Origin of the sequence: Psychrobacter sp. H8-1, assembly GCF_904846575.1 — a bacterium.
Classification (GTDB): domain Bacteria; phylum Pseudomonadota; class Gammaproteobacteria; order Pseudomonadales; family Moraxellaceae; genus Psychrobacter; species Psychrobacter fulvigenes.
Genome location: NZ_CAJHBG010000001.1, coordinates 1,066,998 through 1,088,983 on the forward strand (window position 1 = coordinate 1,066,998; position 21,986 = coordinate 1,088,983).

19 protein-coding genes and 1 pseudogene are annotated in these 21,986 nt (G+C 45.5%); 14 read left to right on the forward strand and 6 right to left on the reverse strand.

Features of this window, described 5'->3' with window-relative positions:
* The first annotated feature begins 39 nt into the window (after positions 1-39).
* Genes JMY01_RS04475 through JMY01_RS04485 form a run of 3 tightly spaced genes read left to right on the forward strand, consistent with a single transcriptional unit; the run spans position 40 to position 3,342 of the window.
* On the forward strand, positions 40-1,344 hold the full coding sequence (locus JMY01_RS04475) for an efflux RND transporter periplasmic adaptor subunit (RefSeq protein ID WP_201574420.1): 1,305 nt from the start codon (positions 40-42) through the stop codon (positions 1,342-1,344).
* Entirely contained in the window at positions 1,341-2,573 is a 1,233-nt protein-coding gene (locus tag JMY01_RS04480; RefSeq protein WP_201574422.1) for an ABC transporter permease, read from the forward strand. Before JMY01_RS04475 ends, JMY01_RS04480 begins: the two co-directional genes overlap by 4 nt.
* 43 nt (positions 2,574-2,616) lie before the next feature.
* A complete protein-coding gene (locus JMY01_RS04485) occupies positions 2,617-3,342 on the forward strand; it encodes an ABC transporter ATP-binding protein (protein WP_201577201.1) in 726 nt (241 codons plus the stop codon).
* A 36-nt stretch (positions 3,343-3,378) separates the two neighbouring features.
* Here the strand turns inward: JMY01_RS04485 and JMY01_RS04490 are convergent, their stop codons facing one another.
* Entirely contained in the window at positions 3,379-3,963 is a 585-nt protein-coding gene (locus JMY01_RS04490; RefSeq protein WP_201574424.1) for a TetR/AcrR family transcriptional regulator, read from the reverse strand.
* A gap of 245 nt (positions 3,964-4,208) precedes the next feature.
* Positions 4,209-4,922: pseudogene (yghU, locus tag JMY01_RS04495) on the reverse strand (glutathione-dependent disulfide-bond oxidoreductase); the annotation flags it as partial.
* A 58-nt stretch (positions 4,923-4,980) separates the two neighbouring features.
* Here yghU and JMY01_RS04500 point away from each other — a divergent pair.
* Positions 4,981-6,195 (forward strand): IS256 family transposase, encoded by a 1,215-nt coding sequence (locus JMY01_RS04500; RefSeq protein WP_201574425.1) that lies wholly within the window; start codon positions 4,981-4,983, stop codon positions 6,193-6,195.
* Positions 6,196-6,202: 7 nt separating this feature from the next.
* Here JMY01_RS04500 and JMY01_RS04505 read toward each other — a convergent pair whose 3' ends face one another.
* The 4 genes from JMY01_RS04505 to JMY01_RS04520 all read right to left on the reverse strand — a co-directional run bounded on the left by JMY01_RS04505 (position 6,203) and on the right by JMY01_RS04520 (position 10,002).
* The gene (locus JMY01_RS04505) at positions 6,203-6,376 is read right to left on the reverse strand and encodes a hypothetical protein (RefSeq protein ID WP_265089839.1); all 174 of its coding nucleotides are present in this window, start codon (positions 6,374-6,376) and stop codon (positions 6,203-6,205) included.
* Between the two features lie 29 nt (positions 6,377-6,405).
* A complete protein-coding gene (locus tag JMY01_RS04510; protein ID WP_201574426.1) occupies positions 6,406-7,089 on the reverse strand; it encodes a glutathione S-transferase family protein in 684 nt (227 codons plus the stop codon).
* 133 nt (positions 7,090-7,222) lie between these two features.
* Positions 7,223-8,485, reverse strand: a complete 1,263-nt coding sequence (locus JMY01_RS04515) for an MFS transporter (RefSeq protein ID WP_201574427.1) — start codon at positions 8,483-8,485, stop codon at positions 7,223-7,225.
* Between the two features lie 317 nt (positions 8,486-8,802).
* Entirely contained in the window at positions 8,803-10,002 is a 1,200-nt protein-coding gene (locus JMY01_RS04520; RefSeq protein ID WP_201574428.1) for a sugar transporter, read from the reverse strand.
* Between the two features lie 458 nt (positions 10,003-10,460).
* Between JMY01_RS04520 and JMY01_RS04525 the strand changes: the two genes are divergently transcribed.
* The 10 genes from JMY01_RS04525 to JMY01_RS04570 all read left to right on the forward strand — a co-directional run bounded on the left by JMY01_RS04525 (position 10,461) and on the right by JMY01_RS04570 (position 21,948).
* The gene (locus tag JMY01_RS04525; RefSeq protein ID WP_201574429.1) at positions 10,461-11,063 is read left to right on the forward strand and encodes a hypothetical protein; all 603 of its coding nucleotides are present in this window, start codon (positions 10,461-10,463) and stop codon (positions 11,061-11,063) included.
* A 597-nt stretch (positions 11,064-11,660) separates the two neighbouring features.
* Positions 11,661-12,575, forward strand: coding sequence for a hypothetical protein (locus JMY01_RS04530; protein WP_201574430.1), 915 nt, complete (start codon positions 11,661-11,663; stop codon positions 12,573-12,575).
* 57 nt (positions 12,576-12,632) lie between these two features.
* On the forward strand, positions 12,633-13,217 hold the full coding sequence (locus JMY01_RS04535; RefSeq protein ID WP_201574431.1) for an alpha/beta hydrolase: 585 nt from the start codon (positions 12,633-12,635) through the stop codon (positions 13,215-13,217).
* Positions 13,218-13,284: 67 nt separating this feature from the next.
* Positions 13,285-13,917 carry a TetR/AcrR family transcriptional regulator gene (locus JMY01_RS04540; protein WP_201574433.1) on the forward strand — a complete coding sequence of 211 codons (633 nt, stop codon included), beginning with the start codon at positions 13,285-13,287 and terminating at the stop codon, positions 13,915-13,917.
* An 80-nt stretch (positions 13,918-13,997) separates the two neighbouring features.
* Complete coding sequence (locus tag JMY01_RS04545) at positions 13,998-14,981, forward strand: MDR family oxidoreductase (RefSeq protein ID WP_201574435.1); 984 nt, start codon at positions 13,998-14,000, stop codon at positions 14,979-14,981.
* 393 nt (positions 14,982-15,374) lie between these two features.
* A complete protein-coding gene (locus JMY01_RS04550) occupies positions 15,375-15,878 on the forward strand; it encodes a hypothetical protein (RefSeq protein WP_201574437.1) in 504 nt (167 codons plus the stop codon).
* Positions 15,879-16,107: 229 nt separating this feature from the next.
* A complete protein-coding gene (locus tag JMY01_RS04555; protein WP_201574439.1) occupies positions 16,108-17,259 on the forward strand; it encodes an acyl-CoA dehydrogenase family protein in 1,152 nt (383 codons plus the stop codon).
* 100 nt (positions 17,260-17,359) lie between these two features.
* Positions 17,360-18,568 (forward strand): acetyl-CoA C-acetyltransferase, encoded by a 1,209-nt coding sequence (locus tag JMY01_RS04560; RefSeq protein ID WP_201574441.1) that lies wholly within the window; start codon positions 17,360-17,362, stop codon positions 18,566-18,568.
* Between the two features lie 70 nt (positions 18,569-18,638).
* Entirely contained in the window at positions 18,639-20,810 is a 2,172-nt protein-coding gene (locus JMY01_RS04565; RefSeq protein WP_201574442.1) for a 3-hydroxyacyl-CoA dehydrogenase NAD-binding domain-containing protein, read from the forward strand.
* Positions 20,803-21,948, forward strand: coding sequence for a CaiB/BaiF CoA-transferase family protein (locus JMY01_RS04570; RefSeq protein WP_201574443.1), 1,146 nt, complete (start codon positions 20,803-20,805; stop codon positions 21,946-21,948). The genes JMY01_RS04565 and JMY01_RS04570 overlap by 8 nt, the downstream gene beginning before the upstream one ends.
* Positions 21,949-21,986 lie beyond the last annotated feature (38 nt).

A 21,986-nucleotide genomic window follows, 5' to 3' on the forward strand; every position in this document is an offset into this window, starting at 1 on the left:
AGCGATATACCTGCTGTTAATGTGAACTGGAGAAACCTATTGCGCGCTATAGGCTATAAATCTGTGCTTGTGATCATACTACTGATGCTAGCCGTGGGTTTTGCAGTATTTCGTTGGTGGCAAGGGCCACTAGTAGAAAGCTATACCGCTGTATCTATGCCATTAGTACAGACAGTAGTTGCGACAGGTCAAGTAGTGACAGTGTCGCGCACGCAAGTGGGCAGTGAGGTCTCTGGCGTGGTACTTGAGCGCTTGGTACAGGAGGGTGATCGAGTTGCCAAAGGTGATTTATTGCTGGTACTAAGTTCAGATGATATCGCGGCTCAGGTACGCCAAGCACAAACCGAGCTGCAAGCACTGGCAAGTAGTACGCGGCCACAAGCGCTAGTCGAATTAGACAGAGCGAAAGTACAGTTGGCACAAGCCAGCCGTGACGTCGCTCGCAGGCGCGAATTAGCAGCGATTTCAGCGATATCGGCTGAAGAAATGGAGCAGGCGGTACAGGCCGAAAACGTCGCCCGCACTAATCTTGAGGCAGCACGTCTAAGGGCACAGGCGCTAGCAGCTGGCGGAGTCGAAGAAGCGCTACTTCGTGAGCGTCTGGCTGCACTGCAAGCTCAGCTCAACAAAACTGAAGTACGTAGCGAGGTATCAGGCACGGTATTGACCCGTGATGTAGAGCCTGGCGATTTTGTCCAGCCTGGGCGTACCTTATTCACCATTGCACTTGATGGCAGCACAGAAATACATGTGCCGCTTGATGAGCGCAACTTATCGCGGTTGGCACTACAGCAAAATGCTATTGCCATTGCTGATGCTTATCCAGAGCGTCCCTTTCCTGTTCGTATTAACTTCATCGCACCGGGCATTGACCCGCAGCGTGGCACGGTTGAGGTGAGATTAAGCGTTGATCCAGTGCCTGAGTTTTTGCGTCAGGACATGACGGTGTCAGTAAACATCGAAACAGGACGCCGCGAGCAGGCGCTAGTGATTGCCAATGATGCTTTAGCAAATGTCCAAGCAGACAAGGCAATCGTACTATTATTACGTGACGGCAAAGTTCAACGCCAGAGGGTAACCTTAGGCTTACGTGGTTTGGCCATGTCAGAGATTGTCGCAGGATTGAGTGAAGGCGACCAAGTAATGGTCGATGCAACCTCCTCTTTAGCCAATGGTGAGCGAGTACGAGTTGTAGCAAAAGACATGCCGTTTGCGGTTAGTAGCACTGATGCAAATACCAGCGATTCAAACAGTCGCGCTTTAAGTAGCAGAGAGTCCAGTAGAGAGGGTCTAGTTGGTGATGAGCAGGCTCCTCAGAAAGCAGCATCGGTGAGTTCACAGTGAAAAACCTTCTCGGGCGACTATGGATTGACGCAACCATTGCGCTCAGTTTTTTACGCGAGGGGCGTGTACAGTCGCTCATGATAACGGTAGGGGTCGCCATCGGCGTGGCGGTGATCGTATTTATTACTGCTTTGATCCATGGGTTGCAAGCCAATTTGATAGACAGCACCCTTGGTAGTCAGTCACATATTCGCTTGGTATCACCAGATGAAGTCAATCAAGTAGCGCCACCAGCCCCATCAGAAACAGGTACAGTGCAGCTGATTCAAGAAGATAAAAGGCCGCAGCGCTTACGCTCAATTAATAACTGGCAGCAAATCACCGAAACCTTGGATCAATTACCCATACTGAATGCCGTATCACCAATAGTATCAGGCCCAGCCTTTGTCAGGCGTGGTGATGCACTAGAGTCGGTAGTGCTGGTCGGAACCGAGCTTGCACGCTATCAAAAAATCATACCACTCGAAGACTACCTAATCAGTGGTCAATTACGTGTCGGCGCTGACAATGTCATGATTGGCAGTGAGCTTGCCAAAGATCTCGGTGTGCAAGTAGGTAGTAAGCTGCGACTCGATACGGGTCAACAAGACAACACCGTGGTCAACGTCGCAGGTATATTTGAGCTGGGCGTGCGCGAGTTGGATGCTCGTTATGTTTATCTGGATCTAAAGCAAGCCCAGTCATTACTCAGTCTGCCGGGTGGGGTCACCGTCATTGATTTGACCGTTGAAGATATCTTTGCGGCAGAAGATATCGCAGAACAAGTAGGGCGCTTGACCTCATTGCAGGCTGAAAGCTGGATTAAGACCAATGCACAATTGATGAGTGGACTTTCTGCGCAAAGCTTATCTACCAATATGATTATTGTCTTTGTGGCCATCTCGGTCGCCTTTGGTATTGCGAGTGTGCTATCTGTTAGTGTCGTACAGCGCACTAGAGAGATTGGGATTTTGCGTGCCACTGGCGCAACCCGTCAGCAAATCTTACGAATATTCTTAATTCAAGGCGCTGTATTTGGCTTGCTTGGATCGGTACTGGGCAGTGCTGCCAGTTATATACTGATATGGGGGTTTAATACCTTTGGCCCAAGTTTGTTTTATATAACCGTGTCTATAGAGCTAGTGTTGTTGGTAATGCTGTTAGCAACGCTCACAGGCGTATTAGCGGCTGCTATACCTTCACGGCGGGCAGCAGCACTAGATCCGGTGGTGGCCATTCGCTATGTCTAATAATGAGTCCAAAAATGAGCCTACTTCTATGCCTGATAACTTTATGCCTGATAATAGGTCTAACGACACTCATGAAGTGCTGCGCTTAGAGGCGTTGCGCAAGTCCTATAATATAGGCCAACCTAACGAGATAGAAGTACTACATGGCATCGACTTACGCATCGATAACAGCGACTTTGCGGCGCTCATCGGTCCTTCTGGTTCTGGTAAGAGTACCCTGCTAAACGTGCTTGGGCTGCTCGATAAGCCAACCAGTGGCGAGCTCTATCTACTCGGTCAGCCGACCAGTGGCATGGATGATGCTGGACGTACCGCGCTGCGTGGCAGTAGCATTGGCTTTGTGTTTCAGTTTCATCATCTAATTCAAGCGTTTACAGCGATAGACAATGTGCTCATGCCACTGATGTTGACCCGAGGCCGACCAGATAAATACGCCATACAAAAAGCACGAGGCTTGCTGGCTGCGGTTGGGCTTGAGAAGTTTGCTGATACTAAGCCGAACGAGCTTTCGGGTGGTCAACAGCAGCGAGTGGCCATTGCTCGGGCGCTTATCACTGACCCTGCATTACTATTAGCGGATGAACCGACTGGCAATTTGGATACAGTAACGGCTGCTGAGGTATTTGAGCTGTTCCGTAAGGTCAATCGTGAGCGCGATTGTGGTGTGCTTTTGGTCACTCATGATCCACGATTGTCAGCTTCCTGTGATCGTACTATCAATCTGGTAGATGGGCTGATTGAAAGTGATACTTTGAATGCTAAACGCTAAATAAGATTAGTAGATATCTTATTAGAAAATACCTTCTTAAAGAATACCTTCGAATATACCATCAATATATTTTTCTACCGCATCCGTATCATTGCTGACTTGCGCATAAGTTCTTAAGCCTATGACTTGAATTTGAAAGTAGCGGGCCAGTTCAGCTGGGTCTTTATCACTGCTAATTTCACCATTATTAATGGCTTGCTGAAAGGTCTTAACAAAAGAAGCTTCAACACGTTCTAAAATGCTTGTCGCGTGATTAAGCAGTTCTGGACTATCGTTTTGCGTGAGCTCACCGATGGTTTTGACCACCATACATATGCCGCTGGGTGCGGTGCCTTTGCTACAAACAGTGACGCTATGAATGAAACGTTTTAGGCCAGCAAGGACTGTTTCTTCTTGGGCAATACTATTGGCAAGATTCGCAGCGCCTTCTTCCGCATAACGATTTAATGCCTCTTTAAACAAATTGTCTTTATTACCAAAAGCGGCATAGATACTACCGGGGCGCATATCGACGACATCTTGCAGATTTCTCATAGAGGTAGCGTGATAGCCCTTTTCCCAATAGAGGTTTTTGGCTTTTTCGATGACATCATCACGATTAAACTTCGCTTGTGCACTCATAATTTTCACCTTAAAAGCTAGTATCTTATTAAAGATATGAGCTTATTAAAAATATAGTCTTAAAATCTGGAAAACCAAGTGACACTAATATTATTGGCAGAGATTATTGGTAGCGTTAATCCTAAACAACAAAAGCATAACCATTATAACGTGCTGTTAGGATAGTTTTTTCTTGCGTGCTGTAGCTAGCCGCTCGATGTTGCAAAAAAACTTATCCTAGCAAGCCCTGTATTGGTGATAACCAGTTACTCTGGTTTTAGTGCCAACACTTTATCGATATCTGCCGCACTATGACGGTTTTCCAGTTGTTCCCATTCTTCACCATGAGTACGGTTAACGATGCGGCCACGTTGTACGGCTGGTCGCGCTAAGATAGCTTTTGCCCAGCGCTGCACATGGGTGTAATCATCGACCTGCAAAAAGTCCTTTGCCTCATACTGATTGCCCAACACCAAATTGCCATACCAAGGCCAAGTGGCAATATCAGCGATACTATACTCATCACCGGCAATAAATTCATTTTTCGCCAATTGCTTATCGAGCACATCCAACTGGCGCTTAGTTTCCATTGTAAAGCGATTGATGGCATATTCAAACTTTTCGGGTGCATAAGCGTAAAAATGCCCGAAACCGCCACCTAAGTATGGGGCAGAACCATGTAACCAAAATAACCAGTTAAAGACTTGGGTACGTTTGCTGCCTTTTTCAGGTAACAAGACCCCAAACTTTTCAGCAAGATAAACTAAAATAGAAGCAGATTCAAATACCGTTTCAGGCTCAGTGCCAGAGTAATCAACGAAAGCTGGGATTTTAGAGTTAGGGTTGATATCTACAAAGCCTGATGAAAACTGATCGCCTTCGCCAATATTAATCATATGGGCGTCATATTCTGCGTCTTTGCCCAGTGCTAATAACTCTTCTAGCATAATGGTGACTTTTTGACCGTTAGGCGTGCCCATTGGGGAGTTTCCTAAAAACTGTGTAACTGCTTATAATCCACTAACTGGAGAATAAGCAATGACTACCCAATCTGACATTAAGAAACTGGCCGAGCAAATGGCTGGTAGCATGAATAGCTTCGATGACATCAAAGACTTTCAAAAGCAGCTCATGCAATCCTTTATCGACACTGCCCTTGAAGCTGAGATGGAAGACCATCTCGGCTATCCTAAGCATGAGAAAGCAGATAAACCAAACAAGCGCAACGGACACACTAAAAAGACCGTCTGCAGTGACACAGGCGAGCTTGAGATATCCACCCCAAGAGACCGTGATGGCGTTTTTGAACCTACACTCGTGCGCAAGCATCAAACTCGTATCTCAGGCCTTGATGACAAGATCATATTCCTTTACGCTAAGGGTCAAACCACCACCGAGATTGTAGAGAGTATCAAAGAGCTCTACGATGTCGACATCTCAAGCTCTCTTGTCTCAAGAGTCACCGATAACATATTAGAGGACATCACCGCTTGGCAGAACCGGCCGCTGAGCAGTGTCTATCCTATCGTCTATCTAGACTGCATTGTCGTTAAAGTACGTCAAGATAAACAGATTATCAACAAGGCTATTTATCTGGCGCTAGGCGTGGGGCTTGATGGTAAAAAAGAGCTGCTTGGTATGTGGCTCTCAGAGAATGAAGGCGCTAAGTTCTGGCTGGGTGTTCTCACTGAACTACAAAACCGCGGCGTACAAGACATCTTAATCGCTTGTGTCGATGGTTTAAAGGGCTTCCCTGATGCCATCAATACCGTTTATCCCAACGCTCAGGTTCAGCTGTGTATCGTACACATGGTGCGCTATTCGATGAAGTTTGTACCTTGGACAAATAAAAAGGCAGTAGCGGCTGATCTAAAGGCTATCTACGGCGCTGATACGCTTGAGATAGCAGAGGCTAACCTTGAACACTTTGATGAGGTATGGGGCAAAGATTACCCGCACGTGGTCAAGTCTTGGCGCAATAACTGGGAGGGCTTAACGGTGTTCTTTGAGTATCCGAAAGACATCAGAAAAGTGATTTATACCACCAATGCGATAGAGTCGCTAAACAGTGTGATTCGGACGGCGGTGAATAAGCGTAAGGTGTTCCCATCTGATCAGGCAGCATTTAAAGTGGTGTACTTAGCAACTCAGCAGGCATCCAAAAAGTGGTCGATGCCGATTCGTAACTGGACGTCTGCTTTGAATCGCTTTATGATTATGTTTGATGACCGTATCAGTAAGCATTTAATCTAAATGGCAGTTACACAGAATCTGGGATGGGCTCGCCCATTGAGTACAGTTGCAAAGCATGCTCACCCACTGGTAAATCTTTCTCATGGGTAGCACCTGAAACGGGGCGATTCACACTGGCCCATTTACCGCCACTCTCTGCATCATGCGTCCAAATTTTTGGGGGTACATATTGGTTTTCCATTGTAATTATTCCTATTTTTATGTCTGTGGCTATTCAGCATTTTTCGCAAAGTTTTGTGGATATAGAGCACGTGCAGCTGCGTCATCAAATTCAGATTTGAACTGAATGTCTTTAGCAATATTGCGCGCCTTATCTACGGCAGGACGAGCGTTTATACGAGCAAACCAACGTTTAAGGTTAGGGTAGTTGTCTAACCCTTCTTCGCCCAATACAAACGTTGCTTTATCAACCCAGCCCCAAGCTGAGATATCAGCAATAGAGTAGTCGTCACCAACCAGATATTCACGGCCTTCCATATGCTTATCTAGCACCTCATAATGACGCTCGGTCTCACGAAGATAGCGATTGATCGCATAAGGTATTTTTTCGGGTGCTTTATGTCTAAAGTGTACTGATTGACCAGAAAATGGGCCCAATCCAGTCGCGATAAACATCAGCCATGAGAGCATTTCACCTCGGTCTTCTGGCTTTCCTGCAAGCTTGCCTGTCTTTTCAGCCAAGTACATCAAGATAGCCGTCGAATCAAAGACACGTTTGCCATCATCTTCGATAGCGGGCGTTTTACCATTCGGGTTGATAGCGCGATACTCAGGCGTATGTTGCTCACCTTTCATGGTATCTATTGGCATTAATTCGTACGATAAACCCGTCTCCATCAGATAAAGAGCCACTTTCATAGGGTTAGGTGTTTGGTGAAAATAAAACTTAAGCATGTTGATATCCTTAGACGGCTCGAAAGGTTTAGGTGTTAGTCTTACAACCACTATAAACAAAAATGAACGACCGTTCAAGTATAGTTTGAGTAGTCGTTCATGCCACTAAAGTTAAATATATAAAGATTGCTTACTAAGCAGATTTTTGTGGACGTAATAATAAGGCAAGTCCAATCGCTATAAAGGCTGCGATGCCAGATACCATATAACTGATACTAAAGTCTCCCGTGATTTCTGCGAGATAGCCTGCTGCCACTGGCCCAAGAGCCTGTCCGCCTGAAAAGGCAAAAGTCAGCGCCGCAAGTGCACTTGCCGCCGCTGCAGGTCCAAAATAATCGCCAGCGGAGGCCGCCATAATGACAGGAACGCTCCAAACTACTAAGCCAAACAGGATGATTGACAAGTAAAGCCCTAAAGTCCAATCAGTCAATCCAACCAGCAGATAAGCGATGGCAAGGAAGAAAAAAGCCAGCGCGAGCCCAAGGCGTCTGCCAATATGGTCAGAAATCCAGCCAAACAACATGCCTGAAAAGACACTAAGCAGACCAATCCACGCCCAAATACCGCCCGCAGTCGCTTCACTCAGTTGATACGATCCAACCATGCTAGTGACGATAAAGGTCACGTAAACCATATAAGTGGCGCCATAAATGGCAAAAATGATACCCAAATGTACCAGCAGTTTGACGTTACTACGTTCTAGCTTTTTCTTATTTTTTACAGGTGAGGTAGGTACACGTCCAAAAGGATTTTGATTGACATCGTCTGGATGATTGCGAATCAAAGTGAAAGTAAGCCAAGCTACCACGATATTGACAACGGCAAAAATTAGCCAGCCCGTCTGCCAAGACAGTAGACCAGAGATAGGTAAGAGTTTTGGTACGACGAAGCCCGATAGAATAATGCCAAAGCCAGGGCCAGCCATAACGAGTCCTAAGGCGAGCCCACGATGTGAAGGGAAAAACCAATGCGACATGACGCTCATCATCGGTAAGACCACGCCGCCGCTACCAATACCAGTCAATACGTAAAGTGCGCAGAGTAGGGGGAAGCTTGTGGTAAAAGCCATACCGAGCATAGAGACGGCGATTAAGAGAAGGCTGGCAGTACAAGTGATTCGAGTACCAAATCGAGGTATAATGAGCGGACTTAGGAGAACCGCAACCAGATATCCTATCAGGTTAGTGAATCCCAATATTCCGCTTTGAGTGTAATTTAATCCCAAAGAAGCCGACATCGACGGCAGCAACATACCAAACGCAAATCGGCCTAATCCAAGGCCGCAGAACATCGCTATAGAGCCTGTAGCGGCTACAATCCAAGCATAATTTAACCCGCCTAGTCTGAGAGGAGGAGTGCTACCTTGGTCTTCTTGTTGAATGATTTCATCATGCATCACGAATCTCCGATAAGTCGAAGAATTTGATAGTTCATGATGCCTATAATAATTGTATTTAGATCGAAGAAAAATACTTCCCTGTTTTGAATCTTATTCATATAGCTTTCGCTCCTTGCTTAGCTATTGATGTCAGTCTTTAATCAACTGTTGCATAATTATGTCCAATAGAAATGAGTATAACTTTACCTGAACATTCGTTCAATTAGTATTTGACTAGATTGTTGAAATGATTTTTACAAGCAATACTATAAAAAATGCCAACCCATTTAAGTGGCTGGCATGTTAACTGCTTTTCTTTGATATCAGACTTTTAGCTAACCCAGTCTTCTACTTAACTCAGGAAAGCGTTTTATCATAAATAGCATGAGTAGCAATGCCATAACAGCGATAGCTGCCCCGACATAGCCCACGCTTGATATCGAGAGATGCGTCACCGCATAACCGCCGAATAGCGCACCCGTACCAATACCTAAATTGATAATGCCTGAAAACATCGACATCAGCATGTCTTGCGCGTTGACATCGACCATAATCACTTTGGCCTGCATAGAGATAATAAGCAGCATAAGTGCAGCACCCCATAGTAAGGCAATTAGACTAAGCGCCCATATAGAGGTCACGGCATACAACAATACGAGCATAGAGAGTAGCATCAGTATCGTCGATATCAGCATCAGTCTGGTAATGAACCTATCACCCCATCGACTGAATATCACACTGCCTGCAATCCCTGCGACACCGAATAAGAGTAGGACAAAAGTAGCCGAGTTTTCGCTGACTGAGCCGACCTGACGCATGAAAGGCTCGATATAAGAATAAGCAGTATAGTGCGCTGTAAAGACCAGTAGGATGAGCAAATACAAACAGACCAATAAGGGGTTTTTCAGTAGTTCTGGAATTTTTCTAAAAGAGCCTTCAAACATACTCGGCAATGTTGGCAACAGTCTCATTTGCAGCACAAATACGATAAAGGCAATACCGCCAATACCGCCAAATGTCGCGCGCCAGCCAAACCATTGACCGACCAAGCGCCCTAACGGTACGCCCAGCACCATCGCTAATGAGGTACCCGTCGCAAGTACGCTAAGTGCTAATGCTTTCTTGCCTTCAGGTGCCACGCGTATGGCGATCGCGGCTGTGATGGACCAAAATATCGCATGCGATAGGGCAATCCCTACGCGGCTAATGAGCAGTACATCAAAGCTCCATGCAAATACGGATAATACATGACTGGCAATAAATACTGCAAACAGACCTAAGAGCAAGCTTTTACGCTCAAAGCGACTGGTCAGCAGCATCAGCGGCAATGACATGGCAGCGACGATCCACGCATACAGCGTCAACATCCAGCCAGTCTCAGCTGTAGTAATAGAAAAGTCTTGGGCAATGTCGCTTAATAAGGCGACGGGAACAAATTCTGTGGTATTCATAATAAATGCGCTGACGCCCATCAAGAATACTTGAAAATACTGAGTCCGACGAGCATCTGAGCTCGCCTTAAGGTTGTGTTTCATAAGACCTAATACGATAAGAAGATTAGCCAAAAGTGGAGTCAAAAATTATTTAAAATAGAAGTGTTTGGCAATACAAGAGTGGCGAGGCAAGATAGCAAGTCAATGGCATTAGTGAAAGGGCTTTTTTGCTAAGGATTGTTAATTAGACGTTTATTGAAAAAGCTTTAAGCGAAAAGTACTGCTTAACCGTTATAGTAAAATGCTTTCTAATTATTAAAGTTGATCATCACAATATAGACGACATCAACTGTCGTATTGCATTAACACCTATCTAGACAGACTGTATCACCCTTGCTACTATGTAAGCACATCGTGGGTTTAACGCTACTTCCAGCACGATGAAAAACAACCACTGGTAAAACGCACAACCCCTTATTACTCTGCATCCTTCAGCAAAGTAACTGTGCTTTTACCTTTGTAAGTACAGTTACATTCGCCAGAGTATAAGGACACATCCCATGATTTATTCTAGTCAATATGCAAGCACATTGCAGGCTTTAATCCTACAGCGGGTTGAGCAAAAAAACCTATCACATGCCCAAATAATCCAATCTATGGGCTATCAGACTCACATTAAAACCCAAACTAGAGCCTTAAAGCGTTTAGAGCATGTCTTGTCGTCGCCAGAATTAGGGCTGACCAAAACCAGTTATGATTTTAAATACTCATCCGCTGAGTTCGTTCATGCTCTGTGTAGAGTGTTAGATATTGAGAAAGATCAATATTTGCTACTTTTACAGCAGTTAGAGCAATACGCGCATAAGGTACTCAATGCCACCATGCCCATCGTTTATGCAGATGTTACTTTTAGCGATAACTTCCAACCCTCATTTATGAGCATGATGGCTGTATCTAAGTTTAGAAGGATAGAGTTGGATGATGAGGTGCGCCTACTTGATAGATGCCAACAGCGACAAGTGATTGATGAATTGGTTCGAACGCATTACACGGCTATGTCAGGAAACATTCCATTTGATGGAATTATCAATGGCTATCGAGTGTCGTTTGAAAATGAAGATGGTCAAAAAGAATACCTTTATATCCCCGCTGATTTTGCCTAGTTGCCTTTAATACATGTTTCTAATAGATGATTTACATCCCTGCCAAGTACATGTTTAGTGAGTGCTAAAGGCTTGCTAACAGAGGCTATTGAAAGAAGCTGTTAAAAAAAGATGGGCGACACCAGTTGTCGCAGGTAATATCAAAATGCTTTATTTTTATAAAAATTTATACTATAGTTATTGAGTCAGGCGAAAATAACTGGGCAAACAGCTAACCCTCGGGGCGCAACGCCTCACTTCTTAGCTGAGTTTTTTTTAACAATGTTATTTTTCTTTAATCCTAAACACCTTCGCCTGCACAAACCCAAAAACCATAGTTGTTAATAAGCATAAAGATTGAACACAAAAACGCTCGTTAGTCTTGCAAAAATGTTGATGATGCGACAATAAAAAGCTGCGCCTAAAAGCCAGTTCACCATAAAACTGCTGCCTTGCCAAATCGATTAATCTACTTCCCTTTATAAATACTAACTTATAGATAATAAAGTCATTTAATAAAATGGCGAACAGACTCTGCTTGCTCAAAATAGGCATCGAGCAAAGAGCAACCAAAAAAAGCGACAAACAAACCAAAGTCAAAATAATAAGGATATGACTATGACAAAGTTAACATATGAATTTGAGCAAAAGCGGTTAGAAAATGTGCAGTGGGCAGATGGCGCAAAGCTGTCTGGTATAACGGCATTGGCGAGTGATGAGCAGGGACGAGTACGAAAAACGCCATTATTTTATCTTAAGAGCGTTTCTGTGGACGATTATGAAGATGATATTTATTTTGTGAACAATACCGGTGAGACGCTAAGCTTTGTAGCGCCATTTCAACCCTATCGAAATATAATAGAGGCAAGGGCTAAATTAGGCGATGTCAGTGATGAGAATTTAAACAAAGTAAAGCTTTATAGTAATGACATGGACCGTTTATACACCGATGTATTACCCAAGCAAGGTGTGCGTATTGGTAGCAGTCATATCATTTATGACAGTGATGCGCTGATGCAGTGGCTGATACATCTGCCCTTTAAGGGGGCTGAGACGCATTACGCCATTTGGCGCTTTAACGTGGTGGAGAAGGGCGGTATTGGCGGGTCTTATCCACTACTGTGGGAGGATTTTAGTAAGCCCTCGCACATAGTCAGTGCTGATTGTCTGTTTGAGCGAGCCGATATGCCAATAGAGGTCAGTATTTATGAAGAGCGCTATGCGCTGTTTGAGAGGTTAATTGGTTCATTTGGTGTGTCCAATGCCATATTTGTACTGGCCATTAATGATGTGCTCTATCGATATTGCGTGGGCTGGAGCGCGCCCTATAGCGAGTCGGATATACAGGCACAAGACATTGCGCGCAAATTAAAAGAGCAGAAGCCAAAGGATGCGCAAGCGGTGAAAGATATTGTCCAAACCGTTTATGATTTTTGGTTTAATAAGGGGTTTGCAAAAAATATCTCAATGCAGGCTTGTGAGGAGATTTTGGGTTTATATCAAGCGCAGATTGCTAGCCAAAAAGCGGTTTAATTCATAAACCAGTTTAATAAAAATAAACCTACATAATAATTAAAAAAGGAGAAGGTTATGATGTTTCCTATCGAAAATAATGACACGTTTTTATTGTTTTTTCATGGTCTCGACTCAAGCAATGAGACCAGTAAATATACCTGTATCACACGTGAGCCTAAATATTGCCAAACGGTCAATTACCGAGACAACTTTGCAGAAATATTTGAGATTTACGATGCCTTAATTCAAGAAAAGATGCAAGAATATCCTCGAGTAGTATTGGCAGGGCATTCGCTTGGTGGCTGGTTTGCCAATCATTTCGCCCATAAATATAACTTACGCGCGTTATTGATTGCGCCCTGTATCTATCCTAGTGATGTCTTAGCCGACCGTATTCCGGCAGCGGCAGATATGAAGCTGTCGTTCCCCACTTCTAACACTGAGATGATGCGCGTCATGGTGGAAGTCGACGATGAAAGTTTGGATGTGGCGGTTGCTAGACGAACCTTAGTCAATTTATCTGATAGCTGGGAAGTCGATTATTTTGCAGGCGGTCATCACCGTATCGCCCGCAGTAGTGATATCTGGTATCACTTGGTTCATCTGTGTGAAGATCCCATCATTTGGATGGACGAGGCGACGTATCATGGTGAAGACTAATCAGCAGCAGTTGAGGGCTTACAAATAATTTATTGACATTAAAGACGATCGGTCATAATATTTGTGCATGACGATTATTAAGCCAAAAGCCCGCCGAGGGCGTCCACCCAATGTTGCGCGAGAGTTTACGGATACCCGTAAGGCTCTCTTAAGATCTGGGGTAGAGATGCTCACAGAGCAAGGCTTTGCGACCACTGGTATAGATGCCATACTCAAACGTATCAATGTGCCCAAAGGTTCTTTCTACAATTACTTCAAAAACAAAGAAGCGTTTGGACAGGAAGTGTTGCGGCAATACGCATTATATTTTGCTCGTAAACTAGATCATTGTTTTTTGAATGAGAAAGTACCTCCTATGCAGCGTATCAGTGACTTCGTTGAGGATGCTAAATCGGGAATGATCAAGCACGAATTTCGACGTGGCTGCTTGGTAGGAAACTTGGGCCAAGAGGTCACCGTGTTGCCTGAGAGTTTTCATTGTGAGTTAGAAGGTGTATTACTTGATTGGCAGAAGCGTTTAGCAGCTTGCTTGCGTTTGGCAGTACAACAAGGACAAATACCTTCTGATAGTGATTGTGATGAGCTTGCTGCTTTCTTTTGGATTGGTTGGGAAGGTGCAGTTTTGCGTGCTAAGTTGGTGCAAGACGTCAGTCCATTGGATATTTTTTTCCGAGGTTTTATAGCAGGAATACAGAAGTAATTTTTTATCTATATTTTTAGACGACTGGTCTAAATTATTTTTTACTCATTTATAGACGAATGGTCTAAATAGGAGCTACTATGTTTAATGCAGTATTAATTGAAAAAAATGATGATGTTTATCAGTCTAATCTGACTGAGATACAGGACACGCAATTGCCTGAGGGAGATGTCACGGTTCGTGTCGCATTTAGCACGCTTAATTACAAAGATGGACTGGCTATCACTGGTCGTAGCCCTGTGGTACGTCAATTTCCTATGGTTCCAGGGATCGATTTAGCTGGCACCGTCGAGACAAGCAGCCATCCTCGTTACAAAGCTGGCGACAAGGTGTTGTTAAATGGTTGGAGTGTGGGTGAGAAATATTGGGGCGGTCTATCACAAAAGGCGCGATTAAATGGTGACTGGCTTATCCCGCTCCCTGAATCGATGACTGAACGTCAGGCGATGGCGATAGGTACGGCAGGATATACCGCAATGCTTTGCTTGATTGCGTTGGAACGTCATGGGCTGACACCAGATAGCGGTGAAGTATTGGTGACTGGTGCTAATGGCGGCGTTGGTAGCTTTGCCATCGCACTTTTAGCAAACCAAGGTTACTCTGTCACAGCTTCTACGGGTCGCCTAGAAGAAGCAGACTACCTAAAGAGCCTGGGTGCAACGACAATCATCGACCGATCGGAGTTAAGTAGTCCGGGACGTCCTCTTGGTAAAGAGAGATGGGCCGCCGCAATTGATTCTGTTGGTAGTCACACGCTAGCCAATGTTTGTGCCAGTACTTGTGAAGATGGTTTAGTGGCTACCTGTGGGTTGGCTCAAGGCATGGATTTCCCTGCTACTGTTGCACCTTTTATTTTACGCGGTGTCAGTTTGCTTGGTATTAATAGCGTGACGCGACCTTATGATGAGCGTATAGAAGCATGGCAGCGCTTGAGTACGAGTTTGGATATGACACAATTAGATGCAATCACCAGAGAGATTGGCCTAAGCGAAGTCATTCCGACAGCCAGCCACTTATTGGATGGTAAAATTCGAGGCAGAATAGTCGTTGACGTCAACCGTTAGATTATCAGTCATTTTCTTTAATATTTCAACATTAATGTTTTGATGTTGAGCCTCGTGTTAGCACATGAACAAAGTATACAGAAAGGTCCAGTATTGAGTGCTTAATGTGAAAAATTACTATTCACAAACAGTCACACATATCGGTATTTATTTTCTGTCATCTGATGTGCTATCATCGTTGGACAAATTATCGTGGGTTTAACAGTTTTGTATTGCCAATCGCTACTGTAAATTATCATAATTGCAATTAGTGGCGACGTACAAACCTTGCAACTTCCAGCACGATATAAAACAATCCTGGTAAAGCGCATGAGCCTGTACTCCGACATCCTCATTTGTGCCTGATTTTATACTTTTTTGTCGGAGTGCTAGGAATCTAAGGTGTTCTATACTATGAGCCACTCAAGCAGTCAATCCAAATACATTCGCCATTATCGCCCGCAGCATTCTCTTGCTCAGTATATTATTACTCAAATCGACACGCAGCAGCTGCGTGCACAAGATATTATCAAAGCGATGGGCTATCCGTTAGGGCATACTATCCCTGCTTGTGAGCGCTTACGTCATGTATTGTGCAATCGCTACCTTGGGCTTGATGGTAGTTATATGGATAAATACTTTACCGCTGATGCATTTTTGGTAAGGCTATTTTTGATCATTGAGTTGCCTTATGAGTCGTTTGCAAAGGATATCGATCAAATTAAGTATGAGTTGGCGCATTATCCTGACTTTTCACCCAAATATCGCTTAAGAGCAGAAGTAGATTTTGAGTTTGATAGCGCAAACTGGATGTCTAGTGATGCCAATGAAAGCCATCAATTAATTATCGAAGAAAAGCATGAAGCGTTCGATTTCGATAGAGTAGCGTATGAACGACCAAAAGCCAGCAGCGCTTAAGAAGAATTACTTAAAGGTTTTTTAGTCGTAAACAGCGAACTTTCAAACATATCAACATAGCACAGCCTCACTCTTATAGTGGGGCTTTTTTTTGTACCACTGCTTTTCAATAGCGTCTTGCGCAAGTGAGTTGACTGTCCTAGTATGAGTCTCATACCAAACCCAAAAAGTGCGAGTTTAACTTTTATTTATTGAACATCAACGATGCAAAATCGTCAAGGAAGACACCATGAGTATTGAAAAATTTACCCCAAACTGGATGACCGAAGAGCACCAGATGGTCTATGACAGCGCGTTTAAAATGTTTAAAAGTTGGGAGTCAAAGGACGAAGAATGGCGCAAAAACGGCATGATAGACCGCGCAGCGTGGGAAGAGGCGGGTGCGATGGGATTCTTATGCGCATCCATACCCGAGGCGTATGGCGGCGGCGGCGGTGATTTTGGTCATGAGGCAGCGCTGCTTTATGCACAAGCGGAAGCCAATCAACCAGGCTTTGGCGGTATGGTGCATTCGGGGATTGTCGCACCTTATATTTTGACGCATGGCACTGACGAGCAAAAGAAAGAGTGGCTGCCTAAGATGGCAACGGGCGAGTATGTCGCTGCCATTGCCATGACCGAACCTGGCACTGGCTCAGATCTGCAAAACATCAAAACCTACGCGGTCAAAGACGGCGATGACTATATCATCAACGGCTCCAAGACCTTTATCACCAATGGTCAGCATGCCAACCTCATTTTGCTGGCATGTAAAACAGATCGTGAAAAGGGTGCGCAAGGCGTCTCCCTTATCGTGGTAGAAACTGACAAAGTAGAGGGGTTTGAGCGTGGTCGTAATCTCGACAAAATCGGCATGAGCGCACAGGATACCTCAGAGCTGTTTTTTAGTAATGTCCGTGTACCACAAAAGAATTTGTTAGGGGCTGTTGAGGGCAAAGGTTTTATTCAAATGATGGAGGAGTTACCACGTGAGCGGCTTATTATTGCTCTATCAGGGGTTGGCGCGATGAAGTTGGCGATTAATTTGACGTTAGATTATGTCAAAGAGCGTGAAGCCTTCGGTAAGCCTGTTTGGAGCTTTCAAAACACTCGTTTTAAGATGGCAGAGTGCTACGCTGATTATCTCGCTGCCAGTAGTATGTGCGATGCTGCTGTCGATGCCATGCTGGAGGATAAGCTGACCGTACCGCACGCATCACTGATCAAATACTGGGTCACACAAAAGCAGTGTGAGGTGATTGATGAATGCGTGCAGCTGTTTGGTGGCTATGGCTATATGACCGAATACCCAATCGCGCGCCTGTATGCCGATGCTCGCGTGCAAAAAATCTACGGCGGCACCAATGAGATTATGAAAGAGCTGGCGTCACGTTTTATGTAAAGGGTGACGACTCATTTTTTATCTGGGTTTATAGCTAAGCATATTTCAAATAAAGAAAGATGTAGATTTATTAATGATTTAAAAATAAAAAGGGATTTTTATGACTGAGACCGCTTATATTTATGATGCTATCCGCACGCCGCGTGGCAAAGGCAAAAAGGACGGCTCCTTACATCAGGTTTCCCCGATTTGGCTGACACGTACGTTATTAAAGGAGATGCAGCAGCGCCATAATTTGGATACTAGCCTAGTTGACGATGTGGTACTTGGCTGTGTGACCCCTGTTGGCGAGCAAGGCTCTGATATTGCGCGTATCGCGGTGATTGACGCTGGCTGGGCGCAAAGTGTGGCGGGCGTTACCTTATCTCGGTTTTGCGCCTCGGGCCTTGAGTCTATCAATCTGGCTGCCGCCAAAGTCATGTCTGGTATGGAGGATATGGTAGTCGCAGGCGGCGTAGAATCTATGAGCCGCGTGCCAATGGGCTCTGATGGCGGTGCTTGGTATATGGATCCACGGGTCAATGAGGCGACGCATTATGTGCCGCAAGGGGTTGGTGCAGATACTATAGCGACATTAAAAGGCCTTAGTCGCAGGGATGTGGATGAGTTTGCTACTGAATCGCATCAAAGGGCCGCGCACGCTTGGAATCAGGGCTATTATGATAAGTCCGTTGTCCCTGTTGCTGACATCAATGGCATGTTGTTATTGGATAAAGACGAAACCATCCGTCCGAATACCAGTACCGAAACCTTGGCGGCTCTCAATCCTTCTTTTACTAAATTTGGCAAGATGGGTTTTGATAGTGTCATTTTAGACCGATATACCACCATTGAGGCCGTCAATCACGTGCATCATGCGGGTAACTCGTCGGGCATTGTCGATGGTGCCGCAATTTGCTTGGTTGGTAGCGCTGCCGCTGGTAAAAAGGCAGGTCTCAAACCCCGTGCCAAAATCACTATGGCCTCAGTCATTGGATCAGAGCCTGCCATTATGCTGACAGGGCCGACACCTGCCTGCCAAAAAGCCCTCAAAAAGGCGGGCATGCAAGCCTCCGATATCGACTTGTGGGAAATTAATGAAGCTTTCGCTGCCATACCACTCAATACTGCCGATGACTTAGGTATCTCGCTTGATATCGTCAACGTCAATGGTGGCGCTATCGCTATGGGTCATCCGCTTGGAGCCACGGGCGCGATGCTCATGACCACGGTCCTTGATGAATTTGAACGTCGTGACCTTAAAACGGCAATGATTACCTTATGCGTAGGCGGTGGTATGGGCATTGCCACCATCATCGAGCGCGTGTAGTTTTGATGAATAGCGCTGATAGGTTTTTAGTAATTTATATCGAAGTAAAATAATATTAAAAGGACTTAACATGAGTACAAATAGCATAGATGCTATCAATACATTGAACCATTTTTCTGCCGAATCTGATAATGGAATTATTACTGTCACGATTGACCAAAGCGACCGCAAAATGAACGTCATCGGTGATGGCTTTACAGATGCCTTTGCTATGATGACCGATAGCTTTATCAATGATGAGTCTGCTAAAGGTTTAATTTTAACGTCGGCAAAAGAAACCTTTGTCGTTGGCGCTGATATCGACCAATTGGCTAGTATTGATACCGCCGAGCAAGCCTTTGAGCTGGTCGAAGACCTTAAAGGTAGCTTGCGCAAACTTGAAACATCAGGTAAGCCAGTCGTCGCAGCCATGACTGGCACAGCGCTGGGTGGAGGTTTGGAGTTGGCCTTAGCCTGTCATTATCGCATCGCTATTGACGCTCCTAAAACCAAATTGGGACTGCCTGAAGTTAAACTCGGCTTGCTGCCAGGTGGCGGCGGTACTCAGCGCCTACCACGCTTGGTTGGTATTCAAGCGGCGCTTGAGCTCATGACGCAAGGTAAAGAGCTACGTCCAGATGCTGCTAAAGATATCGGTTTGATTGATGCCATTGCCACTGATCAAGCAGATATGCTACAGCAGGCGAAAGACTGGATCAAAGCCAATCCTGAGGCGCAGCAGCCGTGGGATAAAAAAGGCTTTAAAATCCCAGGCGGCGATAGCAACCATCCCAAAAACGTACAAGTGTTTTCTGTGGCACCCGCCATGGCCAATCAAAAGTCGCACGGCAATTATCCAGCGATTACCCATATAATGTCTTGTGTATTTGAAGGCTGCCTTGTAGACATCGACACTGGCCTTGAGCTTGAATCACGCTTTTTTGCCGCTTGTGTGTTGTCTGCTGAATCAAGAAATATGATCAATACCCTTTGGACGCAGCTGAACAGTATCAAAAAAGGTCAGTCGCGTCCTGATGGTTTTGAGCGCTATAAAACCAAAAAAGTTGGCATCTTAGGGGCGGGCATGATGGGCGCGGGTATTGCTTATGTCACTGCCAAAGCGGGCATAGAGGTGGTACTGCTCGATACCGATCTAGCAGGTGCTGAAAAAGGTAAAGCTTATTCTGCCACCATTTTGGATAAAGCCATTAGCCGTCAGCGCGCGACAGCAGAGAAAAAGCAGGCACTGCTAAATCGCATCACGCCGACCGTCTCTTATGATGACTTAGCAGACTGTGGCCTTGTCATTGAAGCCGTATTCGAAAATCGTGAGATTAAAGCGCAATGTACTGAGCAGAGTGAAGCGGTGATTGCTGAGTCGGCTGTCTATGCGTCTAATACCTCAACCTTGCCTATCACGGGGTTGGCTCAAGCCAGTACGCGCCCCAAGCAGTTTATCGGGCTGCATTTCTTCTCGCCAGTCGATAAGATGCCATTGGTTGAGATCATCATGGGTGAGCAGACCGATGATGCCACCTTGGCAAAAGCCTTTGATTATGTGCTACAAATCGGCAAAACACCCATCGTCGTCAATGACAGTCGTGGTTTTTATACTTCACGGGTATTTGGCACTTATGTGTCTGAAGGCGTGGCAATGTTAGGTGAGGGCGTGCATCCACGCAGTATCGAGGTCGCTGGTCTAAAGGCAGGTATGCCGATGCCGCCACTGGCATTACAAGATGAAGTATCTCTAAGTCTGGCGCTGCATGTGAGCGAACAGCAGCAGCTAGATATGGCCGCCGAAGGTAAGCCCGTATCCGTACGTCCCTCATACGAGATACTCAAAACATTGGTCAAAGCGCATAATCGCGAAGGGAAAAAGAACGGTAAAGGCTTTTATGAGTATCCTGATGAAGGTGATAAATATTTGTGGCCTGAGCTGCTGAATTTATACCCACCAAGCGCACAGCAACCATCACAGCAAGAGCTAATCGATCGTTTGATGTTTATTCAAGCCAATGAGTCGGCTAAATGCTATCAAGAAAATGTCGTGCGCTCTGTCGCGGATGCCAATATCGGCGCTATCTTTGGTTGGGGTTTTACACCGCACCATGGCGGTACCCTCCAGTTTATCAATGCTATGGGACTCGATAGATTTATTGAGCGCAGCCGTGAGCTTGCGGAGAAATATGGCGAGCGTTTTCAGCCGGCGCCAGTTGTGCTCGACATGGCGGCTAAAGGTGAGGTGTTCTTTGATGACTGAGCTGACGACAGATTCAATAGTAGACTCAATGGCTGACTGCTTACAAGGGCTGCGAGTGGTTGATTTGACGCGTAACCTGCCAGGACCTTTTGCCACCCGTCTGCTTGCCGATTTGGGTGCAAATATTATCAAGATTGAACCCAAAAATGGCGACCCTGCCCGAGCCTTTGGGGAGCTGTTTGCCGCATTAAATCATGGCAAGGCTACCGAAAAACATGACTTTCGCGACCCCAAAGGCATTGCAGCTATTAAGGCGCATATCAAAGATGCCGATGTCATGCTCGACAGCTTCCGCCCAGGCGTTTTAACAGGTATGGGACTAGGTGCTAAGACGCTGCATGCGCTTAATCCAAAGCTAGTGATGGTGTCGATTACAGGCTACGGCGTGACGGCTAAAGATGCCAATGAGAGCGCTGCAATAGAAGGGAGTGCTATAGATGAAAGTACGATCAATCACCCACGAGCCAGTCATGATTGGGCGCATAAAGCTGGCCATGATATTAACTTTATGGCGATGAGTGGTGTCCTTGATCAACTAAAAACAGCAAACGGTGAGCAGGCCATGCCCAATGTGCAGTTTGCAGACTTAGCGGGTGGTAGTGATGATACTGCCGTCATTGCCTTGCTCGCTGCAGTGTTTGCCGCTCAGCGTACAGGCAAGGGTCGACATATTGCGGTCAGTATGACCCATAGCTTATATCAGCATCTAGTCATGCCAAAGGAAACGGGCGCACTGGTCAAAAGTTTCTCAGGACAGACACCGCCACCGCATCTTGATTTTTTGGGTGGACTATTGCCTTGCTATCGTTTGTACAGAACCCTTGATAATCGCTATATGGCAGTTGGATCATTGGAGCTAAAGTTTTGGCAAGGACTGTGCGAGGCGTTGGAGCTGCCAGAGTTAAAAGAGAGCCATTGGCAACTTGGCGTCATGCCAAACTCCCCTGAGAGCCTAGCAGCAGCAAAGGCAGTGAGTGATATCTTTGCCAGTCAAACGCTCGCTCATTGGCAGCAGCACTTTGCATCCATTGATGTTTGCGTCACCCCTGTGCTTAGCCTACAAGAAGCAAAAGCGCATCCTTTATTTGCTCATCAAGACCAATATTACTCAACGCCTGGGTGGCAGTTGGTGGAGTAAGTCCATGCCCAGTACGCTTATTATGAACAACACAGTCT

Coding starts and splice junctions, on each gene's coding strand:
- JMY01_RS04535 (WP_201574431.1), top strand. CDS start 12,633: ATGATGTTTCCTATCGAAAATAATGACACGTTTTTATTGTTTTTTCAT.
- JMY01_RS04505 (WP_265089839.1), bottom strand. CDS start 6,376: ATGGAAAACCAATATGTACCCCCAAAAATTTGGACGCATGATGCAGAG.
- JMY01_RS04565 (WP_201574442.1), top strand. CDS start 18,639: ATGAGTACAAATAGCATAGATGCTATCAATACATTGAACCATTTTTCT.
- JMY01_RS04520 (WP_201574428.1), bottom strand. CDS start 10,002: ATGAAACACAACCTTAAGGCGAGCTCAGATGCTCGTCGGACTCAGTAT.
- JMY01_RS04560 (WP_201574441.1), top strand. CDS start 17,360: ATGACTGAGACCGCTTATATTTATGATGCTATCCGCACGCCGCGTGGC.
- JMY01_RS04570 (WP_201574443.1), top strand. CDS start 20,803: ATGACTGAGCTGACGACAGATTCAATAGTAGACTCAATGGCTGACTGC.
- JMY01_RS04490 (WP_201574424.1), bottom strand. CDS start 3,963: ATGAGTGCACAAGCGAAGTTTAATCGTGATGATGTCATCGAAAAAGCC.
- JMY01_RS04515 (WP_201574427.1), bottom strand. CDS start 8,485: ATGCATGATGAAATCATTCAACAAGAAGACCAAGGTAGCACTCCTCCT.
- JMY01_RS04540 (WP_201574433.1), top strand. CDS start 13,285: ATGACGATTATTAAGCCAAAAGCCCGCCGAGGGCGTCCACCCAATGTT.
- JMY01_RS04510 (WP_201574426.1), bottom strand. CDS start 7,089: ATGCTTAAGTTTTATTTTCACCAAACACCTAACCCTATGAAAGTGGCT.
- JMY01_RS04485 (WP_201577201.1), top strand. CDS start 2,617: ATGCCTGATAATAGGTCTAACGACACTCATGAAGTGCTGCGCTTAGAG.
- JMY01_RS04525 (WP_201574429.1), top strand. CDS start 10,461: ATGATTTATTCTAGTCAATATGCAAGCACATTGCAGGCTTTAATCCTA.
- JMY01_RS04550 (WP_201574437.1), top strand. CDS start 15,375: ATGAGCCACTCAAGCAGTCAATCCAAATACATTCGCCATTATCGCCCG.
- JMY01_RS04545 (WP_201574435.1), top strand. CDS start 13,998: ATGTTTAATGCAGTATTAATTGAAAAAAATGATGATGTTTATCAGTCT.
- JMY01_RS04530 (WP_201574430.1), top strand. CDS start 11,661: ATGACAAAGTTAACATATGAATTTGAGCAAAAGCGGTTAGAAAATGTG.
- JMY01_RS04500 (WP_201574425.1), top strand. CDS start 4,981: ATGACTACCCAATCTGACATTAAGAAACTGGCCGAGCAAATGGCTGGT.
- JMY01_RS04555 (WP_201574439.1), top strand. CDS start 16,108: ATGAGTATTGAAAAATTTACCCCAAACTGGATGACCGAAGAGCACCAG.